The sequence below is a fragment of the Coleofasciculus sp. D1-CHI-01 genome, from assembly GCF_040218875.1.
In the GTDB taxonomy this organism is placed as follows: Bacteria; Cyanobacteriota; Cyanobacteriia; order Cyanobacteriales; family Coleofasciculaceae; genus Coleofasciculus.
Genome location: NZ_JAVJQP010000046.1, coordinates 1 through 26,742, shown reverse-complemented (window position 1 = coordinate 26,742; position 26,742 = coordinate 1). Strand labels below are relative to the sequence as shown.

At 44.7% G+C, this 26,742-nt stretch carries 16 protein-coding genes and 1 pseudogene; 9 read left to right on the top strand and 8 right to left on the bottom strand.

Going from position 1 to position 26,742, the window contains the following annotated elements:
• Window positions 1-415: 415 nt before the first annotated feature.
• Together RIB93_RS08505 and RIB93_RS08500 are read right to left on the bottom strand one after the other, a co-directional pair.
• Window positions 416-763 (bottom strand): DUF5615 family PIN-like protein, encoded by a 348-nt coding sequence (locus RIB93_RS08505; RefSeq protein WP_446372185.1) that lies wholly within the window; start codon window positions 761-763, stop codon window positions 416-418.
• Window positions 747-1,106 (bottom strand): DUF433 domain-containing protein, encoded by a 360-nt coding sequence (locus tag RIB93_RS08500; protein WP_446372183.1) that lies wholly within the window; start codon window positions 1,104-1,106, stop codon window positions 747-749. The genes RIB93_RS08505 and RIB93_RS08500 overlap by 17 nt, the downstream gene beginning before the upstream one ends.
• 125 nt (window positions 1,107-1,231) lie before the next feature.
• Between RIB93_RS08500 and RIB93_RS08495 the strand changes: the two genes are divergently transcribed.
• The 8 genes and pseudogenes from RIB93_RS08495 (at window position 1,232) to RIB93_RS08460 (ending at window position 14,753) form a co-directional block, all read left to right on the top strand.
• Entirely contained in the window at window positions 1,232-2,005 is a 774-nt protein-coding gene (locus tag RIB93_RS08495) for a peroxiredoxin-like family protein (RefSeq protein ID WP_446372181.1), read from the top strand.
• Window positions 2,006-2,203: 198 nt separating this feature from the next.
• Complete coding sequence (locus RIB93_RS08490; protein WP_446372179.1) at window positions 2,204-5,005, top strand: two-partner secretion domain-containing protein; 2,802 nt, start codon at window positions 2,204-2,206, stop codon at window positions 5,003-5,005.
• Window positions 5,006-5,199: 194 nt separating this feature from the next.
• Complete coding sequence (locus RIB93_RS08485) at window positions 5,200-7,956, top strand: filamentous hemagglutinin N-terminal domain-containing protein (RefSeq protein ID WP_446372177.1); 2,757 nt, start codon at window positions 5,200-5,202, stop codon at window positions 7,954-7,956.
• A 246-nt stretch (window positions 7,957-8,202) separates the two neighbouring features.
• On the top strand, window positions 8,203-11,055 hold the full coding sequence (locus tag RIB93_RS08480) for a CHAT domain-containing protein (RefSeq protein ID WP_446372175.1): 2,853 nt from the start codon (window positions 8,203-8,205) through the stop codon (window positions 11,053-11,055).
• Window positions 11,056-11,599: 544 nt separating this feature from the next.
• On the top strand, window positions 11,600-12,223 hold the full coding sequence (locus RIB93_RS08475) for a DUF928 domain-containing protein (protein WP_446372173.1): 624 nt from the start codon (window positions 11,600-11,602) through the stop codon (window positions 12,221-12,223).
• A gap of 644 nt (window positions 12,224-12,867) precedes the next feature.
• Complete coding sequence (locus tag RIB93_RS08470) at window positions 12,868-13,602, top strand: sterol desaturase family protein (protein ID WP_446372171.1); 735 nt, start codon at window positions 12,868-12,870, stop codon at window positions 13,600-13,602.
• 207 nt (window positions 13,603-13,809) lie between these two features.
• Window positions 13,810-14,343, top strand: a pseudogene (locus tag RIB93_RS08465) (AAA family ATPase); the annotation flags it as partial.
• 104 nt (window positions 14,344-14,447) lie between these two features.
• A complete protein-coding gene (locus RIB93_RS08460) occupies window positions 14,448-14,753 on the top strand; it encodes a hypothetical protein (RefSeq protein ID WP_446372169.1) in 306 nt (101 codons plus the stop codon).
• A 34-nt stretch (window positions 14,754-14,787) separates the two neighbouring features.
• On the opposite strand, the gene RIB93_RS08455 is transcribed toward RIB93_RS08460, so the two are convergent.
• The 4 genes from RIB93_RS08455 to RIB93_RS08440 all read right to left on the bottom strand — a co-directional run bounded on the left by RIB93_RS08455 (window position 14,788) and on the right by RIB93_RS08440 (window position 22,772).
• Window positions 14,788-16,842 (bottom strand): response regulator, encoded by a 2,055-nt coding sequence (locus RIB93_RS08455; RefSeq protein WP_446372167.1) that lies wholly within the window; start codon window positions 16,840-16,842, stop codon window positions 14,788-14,790.
• Window positions 16,835-20,785 (bottom strand): GAF domain-containing protein, encoded by a 3,951-nt coding sequence (locus tag RIB93_RS08450; protein ID WP_446372165.1) that lies wholly within the window; start codon window positions 20,783-20,785, stop codon window positions 16,835-16,837. The genes RIB93_RS08455 and RIB93_RS08450 overlap by 8 nt, the downstream gene beginning before the upstream one ends.
• Before the next feature lie 20 nt (window positions 20,786-20,805).
• Window positions 20,806-21,558 carry a tetratricopeptide repeat protein gene (locus RIB93_RS08445; RefSeq protein WP_446372163.1) on the bottom strand — a complete coding sequence of 251 codons (753 nt, stop codon included), beginning with the start codon at window positions 21,556-21,558 and terminating at the stop codon, window positions 20,806-20,808.
• Window positions 21,559-21,803: 245 nt separating this feature from the next.
• Complete coding sequence (locus RIB93_RS08440; protein ID WP_446372161.1) at window positions 21,804-22,772, bottom strand: homogentisate phytyltransferase; 969 nt, start codon at window positions 22,770-22,772, stop codon at window positions 21,804-21,806.
• Window positions 22,773-22,960: 188 nt separating this feature from the next.
• On the opposite strand from RIB93_RS08440, the gene RIB93_RS08435 reads away from it, so the two are divergent.
• Entirely contained in the window at window positions 22,961-23,638 is a 678-nt protein-coding gene (locus tag RIB93_RS08435; protein ID WP_446372159.1) for a lecithin retinol acyltransferase family protein, read from the top strand.
• 638 nt (window positions 23,639-24,276) lie between these two features.
• On the opposite strand, the gene RIB93_RS08430 is transcribed toward RIB93_RS08435, so the two are convergent.
• Both RIB93_RS08430 and RIB93_RS08425 read right to left on the bottom strand, forming a co-directional pair.
• Window positions 24,277-24,966 carry a Bax inhibitor-1/YccA family protein gene (locus RIB93_RS08430; protein ID WP_006106279.1) on the bottom strand — a complete coding sequence of 230 codons (690 nt, stop codon included), beginning with the start codon at window positions 24,964-24,966 and terminating at the stop codon, window positions 24,277-24,279.
• Between the two features lie 121 nt (window positions 24,967-25,087).
• Entirely contained in the window at window positions 25,088-25,681 is a 594-nt protein-coding gene (locus RIB93_RS08425; RefSeq protein ID WP_446372157.1) for a hypothetical protein, read from the bottom strand.
• Between the last annotated feature and the right edge of the window lie 1,061 nt (window positions 25,682-26,742).

Genomic DNA, 26,742 nt, shown 5'->3' with positions numbered 1-26,742 from the left:
GCTCATTAGTGTTGTTTGGAGAACCGTATTAAGAGCAATGGTAATGAAAAGCGTGCATTTTTGGATTGCCGAAACCCTTACAGCGCAAAGCGCTGTAATAAAGTACAGTAGATCAAAGTCCCCCTTCAGATCCCCCTTCCGTCCCCCTTACCCCCCTCGTTCCCCCCTACCCCCCTCGTTCCCCCCTACAAGAGGGGGGATGACTAAGGATGCTTCGCTTTTTGTTCCATGGGGGAAACCAGAGGATGCTTCGCTTTTATTGCACGGGGATTTAGGGGGATCGACAATGTACCGCATAGCAGAGCAAACTGCTGTAATATAGGGTGGGTTGAGCGAAGTCGAAACCCACCAGCCAAATTTGCAGTACTCTTGGTATTAAGGGGACAGAGAACGAGGAACGGAAAGGACGAGACTTTCACAAAGGCAAATAGAGTACAATCCCTTTCCACTCTGACTGTTGACTACAATCAATCAGTAATAGTAATTCATCAATTACTTGTCTGATTGGCATCCTATCATTAACAACAAACAACCCCGACATTTCCTCTCCCCTTGCCAGTCGCTCATAAGCAAAGTTTGGCATAGTTGCACGATCATGAGTCAAGACAATGCGATCATTTGCTGCTGCCCAGTCCAGAATAGCTGGATCATCAACTGCCCGCAGACCAATATCCTGAATGCGAACTAAGTCCAGATTAGGTTGACGCAAAAATAATCCCCGAACGATATCGCCGTGGAAGTTTTCATCACTCAGCAATTTCATTATTATTACTATTACCTTGTTTCTGCTGAGATAACAAGCGAGAACGAATTATACTTAAATCAGGTTGAACACTCAATAAACGCTGACGCACAGATTCAGCTAACTGCTCTCGACGGTTAAGATAGGCTTCCACAGCGTCTTGGTGTCGGAGATAGTAACCAATTGTGGTATAAACATCAGATAACGATAGTGTTGAATAACGCTGAACAATGGATTCAGGAGAAGCACCATCCTGAAAAGCGCGAATCACTAACTCCAGCAAAACCCTTGAATTTCCGACTCGAATCGCTCCTGTTGAATCCTCAAAAAGAGGTGGTATTTCACGCTCTAAAGTCAGACTCATTTACTAATGCCTCCTACAGGTCTACATTATAAATAATCATAACTGAAATCAACCGCGCTCTGATTGGGTATCAGTTGTTGTTATCACGGGTACAAAAATCTTTACTCATCATAATTTTGCCTAATATGAATCCCTACGCTATTATTCATCAAACTCAACGCCAACGAGTCAGCGATGATATAACGCGATCGCTCCTGGAAAACTGCGAGAATGCGCCTCGTATCCTGGTACTCGTTTGGTCTCAACTCGGTGACTTTGACACACTCGAATATACCTTCTGGTTACAGCGAGAGGCTGAACAGTTGCAAGCAAAGGGAATCGCCATTCGTGCAGTAGGGATAGGCAATCTTGATTCGGGAAAACAATTTTGTCAGTATACCGGATTTCCGGCGGAGTGGTTGTTTGTTGATCCAGAGGCTCAATTGCATCGCCAGCTTAACCTCTATCCTGGGTTAAGTCTCAAACTTCCGGGACTTTCTACCTCACAAAGGGCTTGGTTGAATCTACTCTTAATGTGTGCGGGGATTGGTAGCCCAGGTACGCTTGCAGAAGTATTTCGTGGTTATCGAGGCGATCGCAACGCCCCTCAGCTTATTGGCGATGAGGAAGTTATCAAGGCGAAACCCTTACCGCCGCTCAAAGGCTCATTTTTTCAATTTGCTGGGGGAAGTGGATATCAGCGCCCCTTTGAACTCGCCACCTTAAGACTACGGAATATGGTAGAAGTGTTAAGCCATTGGAAAACTTATGTCCCCAATCCCGCCTACATGACACAGCGAGGTGCAACCTTCCTCTTTGATGCAGACGGTAACGTATTGTACGAACATCGCGATCGCGGAATACTCGGCTTTGCTGCCAACATGAGCCGCCCCTTATCATTTTTAGATGAAATAGGGTAGAAGGGTAGAAGGGTAGCGATCGCATCGATTCCGGAATACAAGTACAGACAATTGGTGATTGAGTAAGAAAGAAAGTTGTATGTAGGGGCGGGTTTTACTATTATCATTTTTTACCTCACCCAGATGTGACTAAACCCGCCCCGATGTAGAGACGTAGCATGCTACGTCTCTACACTCCTTCAAAGATATACCCTAATCATGAACTATTGTTTTCCCCAACCAAATTCCCCTTTCCTCTGGATTCCCAGCAATCTTCTCCTCAGCCTTCTCATCTTCATCAGCACAGCCAATGCCGAAATAATCCCCGATAACGATAACTTTTCAACCAACACCAACATTACCAATGGTGAGATTCAAGGCGGAATCCGAGTCGGGAATCATCTCCTCCACAGTTTTGAGGAATTTTCTATTCCTACCAACTCCCAAGCCATCTTTAAACTAACCCCCCAAAACCTAGACATAGAAACCATTATCAGCCGCGTCACAGGGAACAAGACATCCATCATAGATGGCATCCTTGCCGCAGATGGCACCGCCAACCTAATCCTGATTAACCCCAACGGAATTATAGTTGGCGCGAATGCACAACTCAATATCAATGGCTCCTTTTTAGCCAGTACCGCGAATAGTGTCATCTTTGCTGATGGCAGTGAATTCAGCACCACCAATCCCCAACTCCCTCCCCTGCTCACCATTAACGTACCGATTGGTTTACAGTTTGGTGAAAATCCAGCACCGATTATTCATCAAGCAAATAGTAACTTATCAGTCGATTCGGCTCAAACCTTAGCCCTGGTGGGAGGAAATTTATTATTAAATAGAGCCAATCTAACAGCACAACAAGGACGAATTGAATTAGGGAGTGTGGCGAGTTCTGGACTTGTTCATCTGACTCCTCTAACCCCAGGTTTTACCTTAGATTATTCAGATATACAACAGTTTGGCATGATTAACGTAACCAATGCCACAGCCGTCAATACCAATGGTTTAGGTGGTGGCACAATTCGGGTGCGGGGGGGACAAGTCACCCTGACTCAAGGCTCAAACCTAGTGGCGGAAACCTTCGGTGATATAAACGGGGATGGAATTGATATTCAGGCAAATCAGATAAAACTGCAACAAGGTTCCTTTGCGTCTACCTCTACATTTGGTGCAGGTGCAGGAGGCAATCTTACCATTCAGGCTAACCGAGTAGACGTGACTGGCACAACTCCTCTAGAACCCTCACGGCAGCTTCTATTCAGAACATTTGACCCCCTTAATCCTAGTAATGGTTTATTTAGCGTAAGTGGTGGACAGGGTGATGCTGGATATTTAACCATTGAAACCGACCAATTGATTGTGCAGAACGGCGCGGCTATCTTAACCACCGCATTGGCTGGGGGTGATGGTGGCGATTTAACCTTAAAGGTTTCGGAGTTGGCAGATTTAACCAGTGGGTCTCTGTTAGCCACAGGAACTATCGCTCAAGGAAATGCCGGTGATTTTACCATAACCACAAATCAATTGAGAGTGCTAGACGGTACATCCCTAAGCACCAGTCCTGGCGGTACAAGTCAGGGTCAAGGGGGAAATCTAACCGTAACCGCTGAATTGGTGGAATTGAGAGGAACTCCAGCCAACGCCGTTGTTCCAGGCGGGTTGTTCACAGCGACGCTGGGTGCGGGGGATGCGGGTGATTTTACCCTGAATACAGGTCAACTCATTGTTGCTGATGGGTCACAAATCTCAGCGTCGGCGGCGGGTGGGGGACGAGGGGGAAATCTTATGATTAACGCCGATACGGTGGAATTGAGGGGAATTTCTGCTGATGGTCGGTTTTTGAGTGGGTTATTTACCTCGTCATCGCTGTTAACTGTAGAAGGACAACAGGGAACAGCACCCGCTGGAGATTTAATGATTATCACGCGCCGCTTAAGTGTCCAAGATGGCGCTCAGATTTCCGCCGCCACCGGGGGGGCGGGTACAGCCGGAACGTTAACGATTAATGCGACGGAATCGGTAACCGTGGTGGGTGTGGCGACGGGTGTTGATCCCGGTGTCGAACGTGTCTCCTTTGGCATCATTGGTGATGGTATCGTACCCAGTGCGATTGAAGCGAATACGAGTGGTGCAGGTGGCGCGGGGGATTTGCAGATTCAAACCGGAGCGTTAAATGTGGGGGATGGCGCAGAAATTGGCGTCAGGGGGACTGCATCGGGTGCCGCTGGTAATTTAGATATCATCGCTGATTCGATTTGGCTGGATAATCGAGGGGGAATTAGTGCAGCTACGGTGGCGGGGACAGAGGGAAATATTCGACTCGACGCCTCGAATGTGTTGCTACGGCGCAATAGCCAAATTACGACGAATACCGACAACAGTGATGGGGGTAATATAACAATCGACACCAATCTTTTAGTCGCGATCGATAATAGTGATATTACGGCGAATGCTCGTCAAGGTCGAGGGGGTCGTGTTAGTATTACGGCTCAAGGTATTTTTGGCACTCAGTTTCGGGATGAACTGACCCCCAATAGTGATATCACTGCCACATCAGACTTAGGACCACAATTTAATGGTCTAGTCACTTTAAATATTCAGGGAATTGACCCGAATCGGGGATTAGTTCGCTTACCGGAAAACTTTACTGAACCCAGTGAGCAAATTGCCACAGGTTGTGTCGCTGAAACCGGAAATTCCTTTGTCGTGACTGGACGCGGTGGATTACCGGAAGACCCCAGTCAAATTTTGCGCGGTCGCACCCTTTGGCAAGATTTGCGTTCTTTGGATTTTGATGAAGAAAATCTGGAGGAGACGGAACATGGAGAAAATCGACAGCAATCTCCTTCGTCAAGAGAGGAAATCCATCCAGAGGAAAACCTGACCTCTCGTCGTTCTTCTATTGTGGAGGCTAAAGGATGGGTTATTGATAGCAATGGTAATATCGAACTGGTGGCGAATATGCCTAATAATAGACTGAGGGGGCTAAAGTCATCCAAAACATCTCATTGTTATTAAATAGAACAGTAGGTTGGGTCTCGTACCTCGACCCAACAGAAGCCAATACTACAAAGCATAGAGTATTAGGGGAAGGAAAAATTAAATTTAGCACTTATCTGAACAGTATTGCCACAGAAGCTAAGTTGATCCTGTTGGGTTTCACTCCGTTCAACCCAACCTACTTAAATCATGACTTAAATTAAGAATCAGCTATGGGCAGTTTTATTCCGCAAAGATTAATTAGATTACTGTTCTTAACAGGTAGTCTGTTGGGCAGCTTACTGTTTTTAAGTAATATGGGTCACGCCCAAGTTATACCTGATGACACATTGCCCCAAGATACAAGCGTCATTCAAAATGGTAATATTAGTGAGATTCTGAACGGAACAAGAGTAGGAAATAATCTATTCCACAGTTTCGATGAGTTTTCGGTTACTGACGGTTCAACAGCCTGGTTTAACCTAGAAACGATTAATCAGGATGTCCAAAATATTATCAGCCGTGTTACCGGGAATACCCCATCACAAATTAATGGCACAATTCAAATTAACAATACAGCTAATTTATTTTTAATTAACCCTCAAGGTATTGTCTTTGGTGCAAATGCCAAACTTGATATTGGTGGCTCCTTCTTAGCGAGTACAGCCAATAGTATCCAATTTCCCGATGGGCGAGAGTTTAGTGCCACCAATTCCTCAACCCCACCCTTATTATCAATAAATGTACCAATGGGTTTGCAGTTTGGTTCAAATCCGGCTCCAATCAGCAATCAATCGACTGCTGGCTTACAAGTAAATTCAGGTCAAACCTTAGCCCTAGTCGGTGGCGAACTGCGGTTTCCGGGAGGACATTTGACAGCACCCCAAGGGCGAATTGAATTAGGTAGTGTTGGTGAGAATAGTTTTGTCCAGATTACGCCAACGATTAATGGTTTCACTCTGGGATATGAACAAGTGAAAAATTTCCAAGATATTAACCTATCCCAGCAATCAGTCGTAGACGCTAGTGGTACAGGTAGCGGTTTTATTCAAGTTCGAGGCGCTCAGGTGAATCTGACGCAAGCGTCACAAATTCTGGCGAATACCGAAGGTAATATTGACGGCGGTGATATTACGATTCAAGCTGACCAATTGAACCTAAAAGAGGGCGCTTTTGTTTCGGCGTCTACCTTTGGTGATGGGGCGGCTGGTCGCTTGATGGTCAATGCTTCATCAGTGGAAATTATTGGCATAAGAAATCTACAAGAGGTATTAGATACACTTTTTGATGAGAAAACAATTACCCTTCCGGAGTTGGGTACGGGTCTATTTTCGCTAAGTTTCGGTTCTGGTGCGGCAAATAGCTTAATTATTAATACGGAAACATTAAGTTTGCAAGAGGGTGGTTTTATCTCCACCTCTCCCTTTAGCACGGGTTCAGGCGGCGATATGATGGTGAGGGCGTCTGAATCGGTGGAATTGGTGGGTTCAGAACTATTTGCTGATAGTTATGGTCAGGGAGATGCAGGTCAACTAACCGTACAAACCCGACAGTTAAGGGCTAGCGAAGGAGGTGGAATATTTAACTCTACCTTTGATGCAGGGCGTGGCGGAAATGTACTAATTCAAGCATCCGATTCCATTGAACTAATGGGTACAACACCTGATGGTCGATTCAAAAGTTCTATTGCGTCTAATGCGTTTGAGGATGCGACTCAAGCCACGGGAAATGTGATCATTGAAACTCGACACTTAACGATTCAGGATGGTGCGGGAATTGGTGCTTCTACATTAGGTGCAGCTCAAGGCGGAACAGTGAAGATTCAGGCGTCAGAGAGTGTGGAACTAATTGGCACTTCGGCGAATGGTCTAGAATTGAGTAGTTTGAATACACAAAGTTTTGGCAAAGGCGCGGCGGGGGATATTGAGGTTTATACTAGGCGATTAGTCCTGCGTGATGGCGGAGTGATTTCAACCACCACGCAAAATGCTGGGCGGGCGGGACGATTAGTGGTTAGAGCATCAGAATCTGTGGAACTGAGTGGTATTTCCGCCGATGGTAAGTTTCCCAGTAGTTTGCGCTCCGATGCATCGTCTGATTCTGTTCCCAGTAGTTTTATTCCACCGCCTCAGACTGAGGTATTGGGAGAAGCGGGAGATGTAACGATTGAGACAGGACGTTTAATCATCCAAGATGGAGCAGAAGTCACGGTCAATGGGGAAAAGTTAGCCGCCGCAGGGAATTTGAGAGTTGATGCTGATTTAATTTGGTTAAAAAACGGTAGTACAATTTCAGCGACAACGCGAGCGGGGACAGAGGGCAATATTACGCTGCAAACGCAGAATTTATTGCTAAAGAATCAGAGCCAAATCAGCACGAATGCTGAAAATGCTAATGGCGGTAATATTAGAATTGATACGGGTAATTTAGTAGCACTTAACAATAGCGATATTAGTGCTAATGCTCAAGCGGGAGCAGGGGGTCGGGTTACGGTTAATGCGTTTGGTATTTTTGGTACGCAGTTTCGAGAAGCGCTAACTCCAGAGAGTGATATTACGGCGACATCAGCACTTGGAGCTGAGTTTAAAGGGATTGTCAATATCAACATAGAGGATATTGATCCCAATCAGGGATTAGTCCGGTTACCGGAAAACTTTATTGAATCCAATAACCAAATTGTTACAGCTTGCGATGTGGAGCAAGGCAATTCCTTTGTGGTAACTGGACGAGGAGGTTTACCCGAAGACCCAACTCAAACCCTGCGAGGTCGAACCCTTTGGCAGGATTTACGGACTTTAGGGTTGAGTGATGAGGGAGATGGGGAAGATGGGGAAGTCGGGGAAAAATCTCCTTCTGATCATCGCGCCCCCATTGTAGAAGCTCAAGGATGGATCATTAATTCCCAAGGTCAGGTTGAGTTAGTGGCTCATGTTCCTGACGTTACTCCCCACAGTTCCTGGTATAAATCAGCAACATGCTTAAATGAGTAATCACCATGTTGTCATGGCGATTAAAATCGCTGCTACACAAACAAAGTCCGCCTGCGCGGACTGGATTAGAAAGGGGATAGTTAAACCGGATTTGGTATTACTCAAAACTTTTTCATCCTTTCCCTCAGATCATGTCCAGCTTTATTGTTGCCTATCATACCCATAGTTATTGGTACAGGAGCATTAAAAGCATTACCTTCTACCCCTTCACCAAGATGCAATGACAATGCTATCGGACTGGATATTATGACATTGTTGCCTCGCATCAGACTCAAAACAATTATAAGGCGATCGCGAACTCAAAAAATAGCGATATTCTCCTCACGCCTCAAGGTTTTCAGTCGCTGTATCGGGTTAGGATTACTCACATTGTTCCTGATAATGTGGGTTTTTCCCACCCAAGCGCAGCATCCGTCGATACCGCTTACGGGATCAACTCAGGTTCAAGTCTTGAGTCGGGAACAGTATCACAGGGAACAGGATATAAACTCAGTTCAGGAGGATGACAAGGCTTTAACTCAACTCGAACAAGGCAAAGCCCTCTATGCAGCGGGACGCTTTTGGCAAGCGATTAGGGTTTGGCAACAAGCGATGCAAGCGTACCAAGCTCAAGGCGATCGCATCCACCATGCTCTGAGTTTAAGTTATCTTTCTTTAGCCTATCAAGAGTTGGGACAATGGCATGAGGCGGAACAAACGATTACCCAAAGCTTAAATCTAGTCGCTAATCGCCTCAAACCCACTTCCAATCATCAACGCCTCCTCGCCCAACTACTGAATACTCAAGCCAGTCTCCACTATGCCCAAGGACAAATGGAAGCGGCTTTAGATACCTGGAAACAGGCAGAACAGGCGTATCAAGACGCGGGGGATCAAACGGGTGTATTCGGGAGCCAAATTAATCAAGCCCAAGTTCTACAAGCGTTGGGACTCTATCGGCGATCGCAGATTACCTTAGAGCGAATGGAAACCCAGCTTCAAACTCAGCCGGATTCGTTACTCAAAGCCGCCGGATTACGGAGTTTGGGCGTCGCGTTGCAAGTGGTGGGTAATCTGGAGGAATCACAACAGGTTTTGCAGCAAAGTTTGGCAATAACTCAGCGCTTGGATGCAGTCGCTGACCAAAGTGCGACGCTATTTAGCCTGGGAAATACAGCTAGAGCGTTACAGGAATTTGAAGACGCGATCGCCTATTATCAACAAGCCGCCTCAACAGCAACCACTACTCTTACCCAAGTGGAAGCCCAACTCAACCAACTCAGCCTGCTGATTGAAACCCAAAATTGGACAGATGCTCAAGCTTTAGTTCCTCAAGTTCAGGCTGAATTATCTAGTTTACCTCTAAGTCGGGCGGCGGTTTATGCTCAAGTGAATTTCGCTGAGAGTTTGATAAAAATGGGGAGCAATGTAGAGACGTTGCATGCAACGTCTCTAAGCCGAGCTGTAGGGGTGGGGTTGAGGGATAATAACGTTACCCAAGACGCCGCTAAGTTGACTAAAGCTGCTCTACCTAGGGAACAGGGTAGAATGTCTCAATCCCTGATCCCTAATCCTGGAGGCGCTAAAGCGCAACTACAAGCGCAACGACGAGCGATCGCACAATTGTTAGCTAGAGCGATCCACCAAGCCAGACAGCTTAATGATACAAGAGCCGAGTCTTACGCCTTGGGTCAATTGGGACATCTTTATATGGAGACACAGCAGTGGTTAGAGGCGCGAGGGTTAACGGAGAAGGCGTTAACTTTGGCGCAAGGAATACAAGCCACTGAAATCGCCTATCGTTGGCAATGGCAACTGAGTCAGATACTCCAACATCAAGGTAATCTGACAGGCGCGATCGCGGCAAATCGGGAAGCCGTTCATACCCTGCAATCCCTACGCCGTGATTTGGTGGCGATTAATCCTGATGTGCAATTTTCCTTTCGGGAAACCGTTGAACCCATTTATCGCAATTTGGTGGAATTGCTCTTAAGCAATCAGCCCACACCAGAGCAGCTCACCCAAGCGCGTGAAACCATTGAATCCCTGAGATTAGCGGAATTAGAGAACTTTTTTCGGGAAGCCTGTTGGCAAGTTCAACGCCAAGCTATTGATCAGATTGATCCCCAAGCTTCGGTCATTTACCCAATTATTTTGCCTGATCATTTTGCCGTGATTGTCTCCCTACCCGGAAAACCGCTGCGCTATTTTCAAACTGATGTAACTGAGACTCAAATCGACAGCACCATTGAGCAACTTCTACAAGCCTTAAATCCTGTGTGGTCTACTAAAGAACGGTTACGCCTGTCCCAACAACTTTATGATTGGTTGATCCGACCGATTGAACCGGAGTTAAAAGAGAATGAGATTAAAACCCTCGTCTTCGTTTTGGATGATGCCTTACGGAATCTGCCCATGGCGGCGCTCTACGATGGACAGCAGTATTTGATCGAGAACTACAATATCGCGCTATCCGTAGGATTACAACTGATCGAGCCGCGATCGCTCCTTCCCCAACAACTGAAAGCCTTAACTGCTGGACTCACCGAGGCGCGGGACGGTTTTCCAGCTCTCCCCGCCGTGGAGTTGGAAGTGGAAAACATCGCTGCCCAAATTCCGACTAAAGTCCTTTTAAATCAACAGTTTACCCATCAAACGCTTACTGAGCAAATTGAAAAGACTCCGTTCCCAGTGGTTCATCTAGCGACTCATGGACAGTTTAGTTCCAAAGCCGAGAACACATTTCTGCTCACTTGGAATAGTCGCATCAAGGTGAAAGATTTGGATCAACTCCTGCAAACCAGACAGCGACAGAATGCCAACCCCATTGAACTGCTGGTTCTCAGTGCTTGCCAAACGGCGACAGGGGACAAGCGAGCCGCTTTGGGACTGGCTGGATTAGCCGTGCGATCGGGCGCTCGTAGTACTCTAGCAACCTTATGGTCAGTTAATGATGAATCGACGGCTCAGTTGATGGTTGAGTTTTATCGACAACTCACCCAATCTCAAGTCAGTAAAGCCCAAGCCCTGCGTCAGGCTCAACTCACTCTCCTACGTCAACCGAATTATCAGCATCCCTTTTACTGGGCACCCTTTGTCTTAGTCGGAAATTGGCTTTGACGCAAAGGCTATTCCCTGAATGACAGAAGGCAGAGGGGAACAGTAGTGCGAGCGTCTCGCTCGCTATTAGTCTTGCTTGCTATTAGTCTCGCTCGCTATTGGGTAGGATTTTTTATCTATCGAGGCTGAGAAGCTTGCACTAAATCAACTTTAATCGTTGTCAAAAGCTTTATTTTTAAGGGTTTCCGGTTTTTGCAGTCAGCCCTACCTATTGTCTAAATATTGACAAACGTGAAGAATTTATGTTTATAGGCACGGTTCATTCCACGTTATGATAGTATACTGGGTATTAATAATAATTAAGGGGTATGACCCCACACTCGGCGATAAAAACTAAGTGTTAACCGGGGCGACACATCCAGGGTTGTAGGTACTCTCTCATTCTTCAATTGCTTTACTAGGGAATTGGTATTCTCAAAAATAAATAGACAAGTTGCCATTAATTTAGTAAAATGCGTGTTTTATTTGTCTGTCTGTTATGGGATGCCGCTTAAAATCCCTGTGATGCACTACAACTCATTCTTCTTCACGAGGGTTTTTTATCATGGCTTGGAAATATACACCTCAACCTCTTGCATTTTTGTCAGTAGGTCTTTTCCTAAAGCTGCTACTGGTTAGTGGTTTAGCAGTATCATTACGTGCTGAAACCATACCCCTGTCCGAAACAGCCAGTGCGACCTTTATTCCCGACAGGAAAGGAGCGCCCCAAGATTCAGCCGGGGGAGCCTCACGGGATGGTGGTGTCTGTCCCAATGACACAAGTGAGCTGGGAACATCAGTCACACCGTTCCAATTAGCTACAAATCATGGATTCACGGTAGCCGAACGTCCCACATTTTTTGTTTACATCCCACCAACAGTGGCTCAAGACGCTGTATTTATTCTCAAGGATGAAACAGAAGAGTATTTCTACCAAAAAACCGTATCACTTCCTAACCAGAGAGGTTTGGTCAGCTTTAAACTACCCATTGATGCACCAACTCTGGAAATTGGTAAGACCTATCAGTGGTCGTTTTTACTCATTTGCGGAGAATCCCTCCGACCCGATAGTCCTAAAGTAGAAGGGCAAATTCAGCGCATTCAACCTGATCCCGCCTTACTCAGCAAACTTCAGCCATGGTCTCCTGTAGATAGAGCCGCTTTTTATGGAGAGGAAAGTATTCAATAAGTAGGGCTTGCTGCATGAGTGTAGATGGTATACCACACAAGGGTGGAAAGCCATTTTTTGACCCAACCAGTGCTTTCGTTTTGATGCCTAAACGGTCAAAAACCTTGCCATGCAAGCCTAAAAGCAGCATCTTCCTCATCTCCCCCATCTCCCCCATCTCTCCCACCACCCCCTCACCCCATCTCCCCAATACTTATTCAACAAGCCCTACTTAGGGCGTCCTTTGGTATAATTTTAGTCCGTCATCTAAAGCAGTCATATCGTGTCCTGACGGTTGTCCATACTTGCAATGCTTTAATAACAAGGGTTTCAGGCGTTTTTATTAGGGGGATTTGACCGGACATGATACAGCGCTTTGCGCTCTCCATAAAGTACAGTAGATCAAAGTCCCCCTTCAGATCCCCCTCCCGTCCCCCTTCAGATCCCCCTCCCGTCCCCCTTCAAAAGGGGGAGACCAAAGGATGCCCAAAATCTATCTGTGGGCATTTTTTATTAATTAATTAAATGTGAGATTATAAGTAAGTCATTGATGATAGCGTCAATGGCAATAGTTTGATTAAACATTAAACATATATCTCTTTGAAAAAGGCTCTGAGGGGAATTCAATTAGCTGAAGTCGGATTTAAAAATAAAAAGGAGGAAACTTGCAAATTACGAAGGAGTTAACAAACCACTCATTTGAGTATTATTACTTAGTCTTCTTTGGAGTCACTCTTGTCCGATACTTTCTGATTGCTGGGGGAGCCTATTGGCTCTTTTATTTCGTTCTGGGAAAGTCCCTCACCAAAAACAGTTTGCGTCTGAAGCCACTGATGAATGATTCCATCAGAAATGATATCGTACTATCGGTTTTATCGGCAACTGTTTTTGCTTTTTGTGCAGCGCTAATCTTATCAGAGTACGGTTTGGGAGTAACGCTCCTCTATACTAACCCAGATGAATATGGACTGTGGTATATAGGAGTTAGTTTTGTTGCGGTGCTTGTGCTTCAGGATACATACTTTTACTTTATTCACCGCCTTTTTCACCACCCTTTGCTGTTTAAATGGATGCATTCTGGACACCACCGATCGGGAGAACCAACCCCGTGGAGTTCCTTCGCATTTGATTTACCAGAGGCAATTATACAATCACTCTTCTTTGTAGCGATAATCTTTATCGTCCCGCTCCATTTCATCACCTTGGCGGCGGCACTGATTACGATGACAATATGGGCAGTAGTGTCTCATCTGGGATTCGAGATATTTCCCTCATCATTTCTTCACCACTGGCTGGGGAAGTGGTTTATCGGGGCAACCTATCATTCAATACATCATCGCCAGTACACTGTCCACTATGGATTGTACTTCACGTTCTGGGATAAGCTGCTTGGTACTTAACTGCCTTGGATGTCTAGCCCCCACCTCCCTAAATTAGGCGTTGGGCAAAGGAATAGTGTAAAAATCGGAATGTGGGTGAATCAATATCGTTTACCATGAGTACATTTGCTCACAAATTCTTTCAATTTAAACAGCTAAGAATCATTGGGTTATGCTGCAAAGACTATATGTACACAACTTCAGATGCCTAGAAAACTTTGAGTTAATCAAAAATTTAGAGAGCTGCGAGTTTCTGAAGAGCAATTGCTCGTTTCAGGAGAGCCAATTTACTCTCGAAAAGAAGCCCAAGTCACTCTTTACAGCAGCGCCCAAAATCGTGAGGCTCAGTTTCGGTTAGATTGGCATCTTGTTGCGCTTCCCGTAATTCAGGAGCAATCAGAGACTGATCCACTTCATGTTTTCAAGACTTGGCTGGCTCGCATGATCATTTTAGCCCCAATCCCACCCTTTATGACAGGAGATTCCAAGGGCGATACCTTGGAGCCAAGGCGAGATGGCTCAAACTTTGGAGAGTGGGTTTCTGGATTACTCAGTCGCTATCCTGCTGCTTACGCACGGGTTGATAGATATCTCCGAGACGTTATGCCAGACATTCAGGATTTTCTGAATGAATTAATTGGCAAAGATTCCAAAAGCATGATTGTTCGATTTGAAGCAAATAGTGCAAATCTGAATGTTGAATTTAAAGACTTATCTGACGGCGAAAAATGCTTTTTTATTTGCGCTATGGTCTTAGCTGCCATATTCAATCTCCCAACCTTAATGCTCGTGCTATTCAAGTCCTGCCACCCGCTGGTGGTTGGCAAAGAACTGTGGAACAATTCATCAATGATTATGTGCCGACAATGCGAAAATTTCCGCAACGAATGATGGTGTTGCTGATTGACTTTGATAACCGTGAAAATCGGTTGAGTTACGCACAGAGTCAAATTCCAGATAATCTAAAAGAAAGAGTATTCATTCTGGGAGTGCAATCTGAACCTGAGAATCTAAAGCGAGACATCAACAAGAGTTTTGAGGAAAATGGAGACGTTCTGGCACAAGACTGTTCGGATAACACGAATGAGTTGTGGGGACATGAGCTTCTCAAACATAACAAAACTCAGTTAGAGCGGATGATTGTATCTGTCAAACCCTTTCTATTTAATTGAGAGTGTAACTGATTATTTAATTTTGCGTTTGTAACTAGGGTGTTGGTGCTTGGCGCGAAGGAATCGTTTTAAAAACGCGAATCAAATCGGCTTGGCGAATCGGTTTACTAATATAATCATCCATTCCCGCTTCTAAACACGTTTCTCGGTCTTCCTGCATCGCATTAGCTGTTAGAGCCACAATCCAAGGGCGCTGGGAATAGTTTTGGCAGATATAACGGGTAGCGGTTAAGCCATCCATTTCTGGCATCTGTATATCCATCAATATTACATCGTAGGATTGACGGGAGATGGCATCAAGAACTTCCTGACCATTACTAACCAAATCAGCTTGATAACCTAAACGTTTTAACAGCAACAATTCTACCTTTTGATTGACTATATTATCTTCAGCCAAAAGAATCCGTAACGGCAACTGTAGGGCAAGAGGTGAATCTCCAGATTTTGGTGAATCAGGCTGAGACTTAATAGCAGTCGCTTGCCTTCCTAAAACTTGAGTCAAAGTATTATAAAGTTGCCCAAGTTTAATCGGCTTAGGTAAACAAGCAGCAAAATGACGCTCAATTAAAGACGTTTTCGTCGTCAATTTTCCTATAGGCGTTAATAATACCAAAGGCAATTGTTTAAAACCCGGTTGATTGTGGATTTGCAGACCCAGAGTTAGCCCGTTCATTTCTGGCATTTGCCGATCGATAATTGCCAGATCAAAGGCTTCTTTCTGATTGAGCCAACCCAGGGCTTCATTCCCCGATTGAGTACTTCGGGCAATCATGCCCCAACATTGGGTTTGCTGGGTTAAAATTTGGCAACTTGTCGGATTATCATCAATAATTAAAACTCGTTTACCCGCAAGCTGAGGTTGAGGAGTTGTTACATTCGGTTCAGACGCATCTTGATCTACGCTTAAAACAACACAGAAGGAAAAAGTAGACCCCTCACCCAAGGTACTGTCTACCCAAATTTCTCCCCCCATCATTTCACTTAATTGTTTAGAAATAATTAAACCTAGTCCCGTGCCACCATACTGGCGAGTGGTGGAAGAATCCAGTTGACTGAAGCGTTGAAACAAACGGTTAAAACGGTCTTTCGGAATACCAATGCCCGTGTCTTTTACCGAAAACATAAGGCAAACAGTCGGCGAGGTATGGCTATCCGGGTTTTGAGTCGAATCGGTGACATAGCAATGTTCAACCTTTACTGAAACGCTAACTTCTCCCACATCAGTGAACTTAATTGCATTACTCAACAAATTGATCAGAATTTGGCGCAGGCGGGTGACATCTCCAATCAGAGTAGAAGGGACTTCTGGGTCAATAAAATAAGTTAATTCCAATCCTTTTTGCAGGGCTTTGGGCGCAAACAGATCAACAGCGGTTTCCAGACAGTCACGTAGATTAAAGGGTTTGAATTCAAGTTCTAGTTTACCCGACTCAATCTTGGCAAAATCTAACACATCATTAATTGTGATCAGTAGTGTTTCCCCACTTTGGCGAATCGTTTCTACCAAGTCCTGTTGGTGGGTATCCAGTTTCGTATTCTCTAAAATTCCGGTTAAGCCAATCACCGCATTTAGAGGGGTGCGGATTTCATGGCTCATGGTTGCCAGGAATTCACTTTTCGCTCGGTTAGCGGCTTCTGCGGCTTCTTTTGCCTCTGCTAGGGTGGCGTTTTGAGCTTGCAGTTGCTGTTGAATATGGCGTAAAGTTAGTTGGGTTTTAACCCGTGCGATTACTTCTTCGAGTTGAAAGGGTTTAGTAATATAGTCTACGCCACCCACTTCAAAGGCTTTCACTTTATCCCAGACTTCATCAAGAGCGCTCAAGAAAATTACCGGAATTTCGGCGGTTTGTTCATCGGCTTTTAAGCATTGACAAACTTCATACCCATCCATTTCCGGCATTTTGATATCTAGCAAAATTAAATCCGGCGGATCAGTATTAACCGCATTCAGTGCCTGTTTCCCACTAATAACCCGACGAACTTCATAGCCTTGGTTCGCCAGCATGGTAAACAAAATACGTAAATTATCAGGGATATCATCGACAATTAATATGTCTCCCTTGATGGCTTGAGATTGACGTTCACTCATGAAGGAGGGGCTGTGTTAAATCCACTATGCGATCAAAAGAAAGGGTGTTAACCCATTGGGTTAAGGTTTGAGCCAGAGAGGTTTGCTCCTCAGTAATTTGGGCAATAAGCTGAATCATCACTTTCTCTCTAGCGCTGAGTGCAGCTTTGTGCAGTTGTGCCAGCCATTCAATCGGCATTTGTGCCAACGCCTCTTGTAGGGCAGTTTCCTGCAAGGGTGCTGGCGGCGTATCCGGCGATGTGAGAGAGAGAGGTTCAGCTTCAGCATACAAATAACGCACCCCTAAATGTTGCGCCATTTTTTCAAAGATAACCTCTTCCCGAAACGGCTTGCTAACGAAATCGTCGCAGCCTGCGGACAAAACAACCGATCGCTGTTTATCAAAAACACTGGCAGTCAAGGCTATAATTACTGTGGCTTGACCCTGCAACGATTGGCGAATTCGACGAGTGGCTTCATAACCATCCATCACAGGCATCCGCATATCCATCCAAATCAGGTGAGGTTGCCAACTCTGACAACGTTCAACAGCTTGCTGTCCATTTTCCGCTTCCTGTACCTCAAACCCCATCGGTGCGATTAGATTAACCAGCAATACCCGACTTTCCCATTTATCATCAGCAATCAGAATCCGATAGGTGGGTTGATTGGGGGCTAAACCAATCACCCGTTTAGACTCTTGGCTCTCAATATCAGCCGCTTGAGCCGGACTAACCTTAATCGTAAACCGAAACCGTGTTCCCTGACCCAAAACACTGCTGACGGCGATGGTTCCTCCCATCAGTTGGACAAATTTCTGGCTAATCGGTAAACCTAATCCTGTGCCTTCTTGAGATTTGCGCCCGGTTTCTGTTTGGATAAAGGCTTCAAATAAGGTATCGAGTTCGGCTGGGGCAATTCCTGAACCCGTGTCTTCGACTTCAAAGGTGATTAGGGATTGGGGATTGGGGATTGGGGATTGGGCAATTATACCCCGTTCCCCGTAGAGACGCGCCATGGCGCGTCTGTGCAAAGGGGTAACGTTATCCGTCAAACTCGCCCCTACAGATTGGTTCCCAGACGTGCCATGTAGAGACGTTGCATGCAACGTCTCTACATGCAAGGTGACACTCCCTTCATCTGTAAATTTAATCGCATTCCCCAATAAATTAATTAAAACCTGACGTAACTTACTCTCATCCGTCCGCACGTATTGGGGAACCTCTGGGTCACAATTAAAGATTAACTGTAAGCCCTTGGAAGCCACTTTTAGCTGAAGCATTTCTTCTAAACTTTTGAGTAAGCGATACAGATCAAAACTGGTTTCATTCAGTGTAATCCGACCCGCTTCTATTTTAGACATTTCTAGTACATCATTGAGCAGTGTGAGTAAATGTTCACCACTGCGAGCAATAATTCCTAAATACTCCTGTTGAGTTAGAGTTAACGTCGAGTCGCGGGTCATCACTTGGGCAAAACCCAGAATCGCATTCAAGGGAGTCCGCAGTTCATGACTCATATTCGCTAAAAACTCACTTTTAGCCCGGTTCGCCGCATCAGCCGCTTCCTTGGCATCTTTGAGTTGAGCCATGAGGGCGGCTTGTTGTAGCGCTACGCCTAACTGATTACTCACTTGTGTCAGTAAACTAATTTCTGCGGCGTCCCAGTGACGGGGACTGGAGTTTTGATACGCTCCCAATAATCCCCACAGCTTGTCACCGACAAAAACCGGGCTTAAACAGTAAGCTTTGATATGAAATACCTCTAACAACTTGACATGACAGGTCGAGTAAATCCTTTGGTAAATATCATTGACGACAATATTTTCATGATTTTTAAATCGCCCGCCCTGATTTTTTTGTAAACAGGTATCTGACCAAACGCTTGTCAGCTCATAACCGACTAAGGGCGACCAACCGGATGCCACAGATTCAGAGACAAAATCTCCACTCCAGTCCGAATTGAATCGATAAACTACGACGCGATCGCAGTTAAGAATTTGCCGGACTTCTTGGGTCGTCGTACTAAAAATCTGATCAATATCTAACGTTTGACGAATACTTTCAATCACCCGTGCTAATGCCCGCGCCTGTTCAGCAGCCTTGGCTTGCTGGACGGCTTGCGCTTGCAATAACTCCAAATATTCCGACTGTTGCAATGCTACCCCTAATTGGGCTGCCACTTGCATAAGTAACTTAACTTCCCGTTCTTGCCAATGGCGGGGTTTACTATGTTGAAAAGCACTCAGCATTCCCCATAGTTTTTCCCCTTTAAATAACGCCACAACCGCAAAGGATTTAATCCCAAATGATTCTAAGCTTTCAATATGACAATCGGTTAAATTGGCTTTATAGATATTATCAGCAAAAAACGCTTCATTCTGGCGTAATCGACCCCCTTGATGTTTACTTAAATAGGTATCATCCCAAGCACTCCCCACCAGTTTGGGTAAATCTCCTGCTTCCGATTCAAAAATAAAATCGCCGAAATAATCCTCGCGGAATTTATAAATGGCAATTCGTTCAACATCCAACAATTGCCGGACTTCTGTAGCCGCCGTTTGGAAAATCGTATTTAAATCTAAGGTTTGGCGAATTTTATCAATAACCTGAGCTAACGCCCTTTCCCGTTCCGCTTCCTGGGCTAACTCATCCGCCCGTTGTTGTAATTGCGCCTCCAGTGTGGTTTGCAATTCTGCCGATCGCCGTTGGGCTTTACCTAACAGTTCAGCCTGTTGAATCGCTACCCCTAATTGAGCACTAATTTGCACCAAAAAATTAATATCTGTCTCATCCCAGGATCGCGGGGCTGAATTTTGAAACGCGGCTAAAAGTCCCCAGAGGCTTTTACCTTTGTAAATCGCAATAATTGTGTAGGCTCTTGCCTGATAGCGTTCTAAGCTTTGAATATAGCAATCTGAAAACCCGGCTGTATAAATATCGCGACAAACCCGGAAAACTTCCCCTTTAATAAAGTCCCCGCCTTCAGTTTGCTGGAGATAGGTATCAATAATTTGAGGATTGGCTAAGGATGTAATACTACAATTACTAATATTTTGGCATAACTGGGGATCTTGATATTGCTCTTGGACTAACGGTTTCCAGCCCTCAGCCACCGATTCAACCACGAATTCACCACTCCAATCGGGATTAAACCGATAAATTGCCACCCGATCCGCATTCAGCAACTGCCGTGCTTCCTGAGTTGTCGTCTGGAATATGGTATTAATATCAAGTGATCGCCGAATCTTATCGATAATCGCTGCAACTGCTTTTTCTCGTTCAACCGCTTGATTAACCGCTTTCGTCAATAACTCCGACTGCATCTGCAGTTGAGCCACAAACTCCGCTTGCTGCAACGCCACACCTAAATGAATGGCAATTTGATGGACAAACTCTATTTCATCACTGCGCCATTGACGGGGATGGGAACATTGGTGAATACACAACAACCCCCAAAGCTGATTCCCCTTGAGTAACGGCACAACCAAGTTGGCTCGAACTTGGAAACGTGATAAAATTTCAATGTGGCAATCAGGTAAATTCAGAGCATAAATATCTTCAGCCGCCCAAATCCGCCCCTGTTGATAATGAGTCGCATGTCTTTCGCCGAAACAGTCATCCTCTATTTTGGTGGCGATAGCTGACGTAAACGGCGACACTACATCTTCAGAGACAACTTCCCCACGGCGACAGCCAGACTCTGGATCAAAGCGAAACATCCCCACTCGATCCGCATTCAGCAGTTGACGCACTTGGGTGGCGGTTGATTTAAAGATACTCTCCAAATCCAGAGATTCCCGAATTTTAGTCACCACAGCCAACAGCGCCTTTTGCTGGGCAACTTGAGTCGGTTCTGGCATTCTTGCTGCTTCCAATTGCGCCACACGCGATCGCAGATCGGTTAATTCGGCTTGGAGTGACTTGTATGTCTTGGCATTGAGAACGATATCTTGATCAGACATGATAGGGTTTCGGGTCCCTTTTATCCAAATTTACCTTGTTCTTTTAGCGCTTGTCGAATTCTTAGCTGAGCTTCCTGATCATTCGGATAACGGACAATTGCCTGTCGCCAGACGCTTAGGGCTTCATCCAATTGACCCTTTTGTCTCAACGCATCTCCTAAATACCAATACGCTTGTGGCTTTTTAATATTGAGGGCAATCGCTTCCCGATACTCTTCTATAGCCGCCTGCCAATTTTCTTGAATCATCAAGATATTGGCTAGATTTAAACGTAAAATAGCTTTTTCCGGAGACTGCTGACTCAACGTCTGATACGACTCAATTAGCGTCTCTAGTCGATTAATATTTGATAGCATTAAACCGACGCTGAAAGGAATTTCTGTGTTCTGAGGATAGCGCTGGATCAACTGCTGAACCACCGACATTGCTTCCTCTAGTTTACCTTGTGCAATCAACGCTTGGGCTAACTTGACATACCCATCCACCGTTTTTGGCGATCGCGCGATTAGATCCCGGAATACAGCTACCGCTTCATCCCATTTATTTTGTGCCAGGAGTGTATTACCCAGCAGTAAGCGCACCATATCATTACTGCGTTGTTTCTGAATAACTTGACGAAACACCGTTTCCGCTTCGGGGTAATCCTGTTGCTGATAAAGGGCGATCCCCTTTTGAAACAACGACGCGATCGCGATCGTCTTACCCATCAAAAAAATAACCGTTACTAAACCGACACTAACGACTGTAGCCGCTATCCAACTTAAATCAAACACAGATTATACAGATTTTAATGACACAGACACAAAACTTACTATGGCATAACACAGATTACACAGATTGTAATCAAACCGACAGGAAACTAACGATTAAGTAACACAGATTGACATAGACAACTAAATAATCTCCTGACAATCAAATCATCGTCTGTTGATTGAGAATTAACCTCTCAGTGTAATCAGTGCAACTAACCTCTCACCTCCCACCCAAATCTCCCCCATAAATCCGTGTAATCAGTGTTTCAGGCTAATAAACAAGCGGCGGGAAACATCAGATATTCCAAAAAGAACAGTTTCCAGATAAACTGATAGAAACTGGCGATCGCGACTTTATCCTGCAAATCTACATCCTGACTACGCCACCAAACCAAAACTAAAGCCGCCAAGTGTGTTATCCCCAAGACAAGCGGGTTAACCACGTCAAACAGTAACACTCCACCGAGAATCATACCCAAATAGCAGAGGGTAATAATCCATCGGGTGATATTAAACACCGCTGGCTTACCCAGTCGAATCGTGAACGTGGTGATATTGTATAACTTATCTCCATCAATATCCGGGACATCCTTAAAAATTGCGATCGCGACAGTAAAAACCAAAACAAATAACGTCAATCCCCACACCGCAGGCGTTGGCGTCATCGCTTCACCCTGTTGCCATACCCAGCTAAAATGCAAGAATAGTCCTAAATTGACTACAGCACCTCGCACTGAGAAGATACAAAGTGCAGCCCAAAAGGGAAACCGCTTCAACCGAATCGGTGGTAAGGAATACGCCGTACCAATGGCTAAACTGACGCTAACCATGAGAAATAACCATCCTCCCAGTATCCGGGCTAACAGCAGCGCACAGAGTCCAGCTATGGTAACAATCAGTTTAGCTTGTCCTCTGGAAAACTCCCCCGCCGCGATGGGAAGATGAGGTTTATTAATCTGGTCAATTTCCACATCTTCGAGTTGATTGAGTCCCACAATGTAGATATTACCGCAACAGCAGGATATCCAAGTACCCAGGAGTTGAGTTAAATTTGAGAGTGCGATCGCACCGTCGGTAATCGCTAAAGCAATCACATACAATGCCAATACACTTAGAGTAGTACCGATGATCGTATGAGGACGAGAAAACTTCCACAAGGCATAAAACCAGTCTGTGGGTTGCTTAAGCGGGTTGAGAGGGGCAGACGTCAAGGTTGATGGAGAAATTTGGCTCATTCTGGAGTGTAATAGGCTTTCCCATTCGATTTTACTCTCTTGAGGGACATCGAAACATCAATCCGCACTCGTTTACGCTTTTCTTGACGGTGAAATTTATCAAACAAAGAACGAATGACGTAGCTTGCTTCTGGCGACAGCGAGTATAACCAATGAAAAATGACGTAAACAAATAAAAAAAGGCAAATATGGCACGAGGCGATCTAATTTACGCTTATCGAGAATTGTTCAACCGACAAGGCGTCTACAAACATTATGGGATTGACTGTGGCGACGGTACGGTTATCCACTACCGCAAACCCAGTGAAACCATTGAACGCACCTCTTTACCGACATTTGCTAGAGGTGGAAAAATCTATGTTAAACAGTATCCCACTCATTTTATTCCGGATGTAGTCGTTCGCCGTGCTGAGAGTCGTTTAGGTGAACGAAGCTATAACCTGCTATCTAATAACTGCGAACACTTTGCTGTCTGGTGTAAAACTGGCGTCAGTAAAAGTCCGCAAATTCAAAATTTTATTCCGATTATTACTCAGATGAATACTGAGAACTTATACGAACCGATTAAACGAGCGCTACAAGAGAAAGATCCCGAGAAAGCTAATCGGTTATTAACGAAAGCCTTAGCCGATATTAAAGGAGTCTGGAATACGCTGCAACCGCAATATAATCGAGATGTGCGGGAGATAAGCGCTTGGCAGAAAGTTGCCATTCAAGCGCTGAAACAAAATCGGGAAGACTTAGCACGGGCGGCAATTGTCCGGAAGAAAGACTATGAGAAACGGGCGCAGGAGAATAAAGAGAAGTTAGATCAGCTTGCTCAGATGACGGAAACCCTGATCCGCAATCGGTTGAATGTGAAATAGATTTTGCCTTAAGTTTACTAAAACTATGACATCTCTTGAATTAGTATTACTGATTCTCATACTATTTCTGTCTGTTGTGCTTATTCTTTATCCTAAAATAGTCAAAACCGCAGAAGGGTTTATTAGGAGGAATAAAAATCAGATTTCCAGAGTTGTCAATTTATTGCATAAAATCTATCACTTTTTTCTTTTATTGGCTCGACTTTCCCCACTTCGCTTAATCAAAGAAAAATTGATCAAAAGATATATTTTTATTTTGTTTTCAATCGCTATTATTAAAATTATTTTTATTTATAATGAGAGTTTATGGCAATCAATACCTGTATTTATTCAAGGTATAATAAATAGTTTTGTAATTTTATCGATATGGGAGCTTTTGCAGCTTGCAATCCGAATAATTGAAAAAAACTTAGGGAACAAAAAGTAAAGCCAAAGCTAATTTCAAATAGGTTAAATGGTTGGATTAAATTCTGTCCGCTATACCAAATAATTTTAACAAGTATCAACTCCTTATTTTCCCCAATTATCTCCTGTTTTTTTGTCCAATCAGATAAAAGTAAGCGTGACACTACTAATAATTTTTTTAAAATAGTAATCTCACGCTTAGCTATAGAATCAGGTAATAGGATAGAATCGGTTTAGCGACGAGACGATAGCGCCATCACAATCCGCAGCAAATACCAGAATAGCAATGCCACTGACGCAAATAATTCTAGTGAAGCTGCAACATAGTGATGGGATGAGTAATGATGCATCACCTTAGAAGTATCGTAGAGAATCGCGGCGGAAGCAAAAGCAACCATAACCACGGAAAAGAATAAGCCCAAGGTGAAACCAAAAATTACGCTACAGATAATTAGTCCCAAGGCTACTAATCCACCAACTTTTAAGATACCACCCAAAAAACTAAAGTCTTTGCCTGTAGTAAAAGCAACGGCGGTTAAACCAGCAAACATGAGAAGGGTGAGTATTCCCGCCGTTGGGATAACAGTGGGATCTGAGAAATAAGCTGCAATGTACAGAATCGGGGCAAAAATCAGGGCTTCCGCAACAACGTAAATCCCCAATCCAGCGTACTGAGTGTTGACCGAATCCGCCTTAGCCGCTAACTCCCTGGAGAACCAACCGAGTACCGCAAAACCTGCCAGAATCGCCAGCCAGCTAAACCGACTTGCCGTGACAAACTGGGTTAATAGGGCGGCTATGCCCGTTTGAAAGAGTATAAACTCTAAAGCAATAAACGCTCCCACCGCCCCAGCCAGATGCATGTAGGTTTTCTGAATAAATTGAGCGCGTTCACTGGGGGGTGCTTGTGCAACTGTAACCATAGATTTCCTCCTTACTTGGGTAAGTTCTCTTGGTCGCAAAGCTGATTTATAAATACTATTCTAGTACTTGAAAAAATTAGTTTTGCATATCCCCGACTTCTTGAAGAAGTCGGGGATATAACTAAGCGATCGCACCCGATAGTTCTTGCCAGCGCTGATGCCACAATTGCTGCATCTTTTGGATAATCTCAGGTAAATCCTGAAAATCCTGACTTTGTTGATTTATTTCTGGGGCTAATCCCTGAAGTCGGCTAAACTCTCGGCAACAGTAGAGTACCCGTTCCCAAGCCCCATACCAATCCCTTCCGGCTTCCTGATGGGCGCGAATGGGTTTCAGGTGTTCTTCCTCGTTTCTCAGGTATTCAGCCTGTTTTGCCCACGCCTGACGCCAGGGTTGCACGGCTTCAGGTTGGTCATGCTGATCATACCAGTCGCGTTCACGGCGGCAGATTTCCCCTAATTCATCAAGCTGGGAACGAGAGGTACAGCGCCCAATCGCCGCTAATCCAGCCTCAATCCACAGGGGCAAGTTGCGATAACTGACAAAGATAGCGCGGGATTCCACTAGCTTGACCCAGATTTGGTGATGCCAGCATTCGACGCGATCGATGTGTTGGAGGGGAATGTTAAGAAATGTAGCGACTTGATGGCGTACTTCATCCAGAGAAAATTGGCGAGGATCAATTATCCCAGCCGTGATCAAGTTCCGAGACATGGTAAATCACTCCTGATTTGGGTATTTGCGGTAGCGTTGGCTTGATTTAGGACAGTTGATGTTGGATTTGTGGCGATATCGGCTTTTTTGCCATAAAAACGCTCAAATCCTCAACTCTAAATCAATTGACCCAAAGTCTTAGCCACCCCGCACAAGTTGCCATAAGAAGTCGGAGTGGCTAGAGGAGTGTTAGTATTTCTTCTAGCTTCCAGACTGGGTATTGCAGTTTGGGGGTTAGCTGCTCAGAGCTGCGCTAACAGCTTTGAGTGGCGCTAAGAGTTTTCGGTTTAATTTAGATTATCTTAGCAGGTTGAAGGATTCCTGCTCCAGAGTCAAGGCTTTGTTACAAAAGTTTATTTATGCTGTGATACCCTTCACTTCTGAATAAATTTCCTGCTAAAAGCTCAAGTAAGAATCGAGCTGACTGGGTAAGTATTTTAACCCGTTTTAACGGGTTTAAGCTTTTAGCCAGAACTTTAGTTCTAGGCGTAATGCTACAAACTTGTGTTACATCACGACAATTGAAAAAGGGCGGGTTTGAACAAATGTTATCATCAATAGCGCAATGAAAGTCCATAAACCCGCCCCTACATGGATAAATAATTAGTCACGACAATTGAAAAAGGGCGGGTTTGAACAAATGTTATCATCAATAGCGCAATAAAAGTCCATAAACCCGCCCCTACATGGGTAAATAATTAGTCACGACAATTGAAAAAGGGCGGGTTTGAACAAATGTTATCATCAATAGCGTAATCAAAGCCCATAAACCCGCCCCTACATGGGTAAATAATTAGTCACGACAATTGAAAAAGGGCGGGTTTGAACAAATGTTATCATCAATAGCGTAATCAAAGCCCATAAACCCGCCCTTTTTCAATTGTCGTGACTAATTATTTACCCATGTAGGGGCGGGGTTATGGACTTTTATTGCGCTATTGATGATAAAATGTGTTCAAACCCGCCCTTTTTCAATAGTCGTGACTAATTATTTTCCCATGTAGGGGCGGGTTTATGGACTTACATTCCGCTATTGATGATAACATTTGTTCAAACCCGCC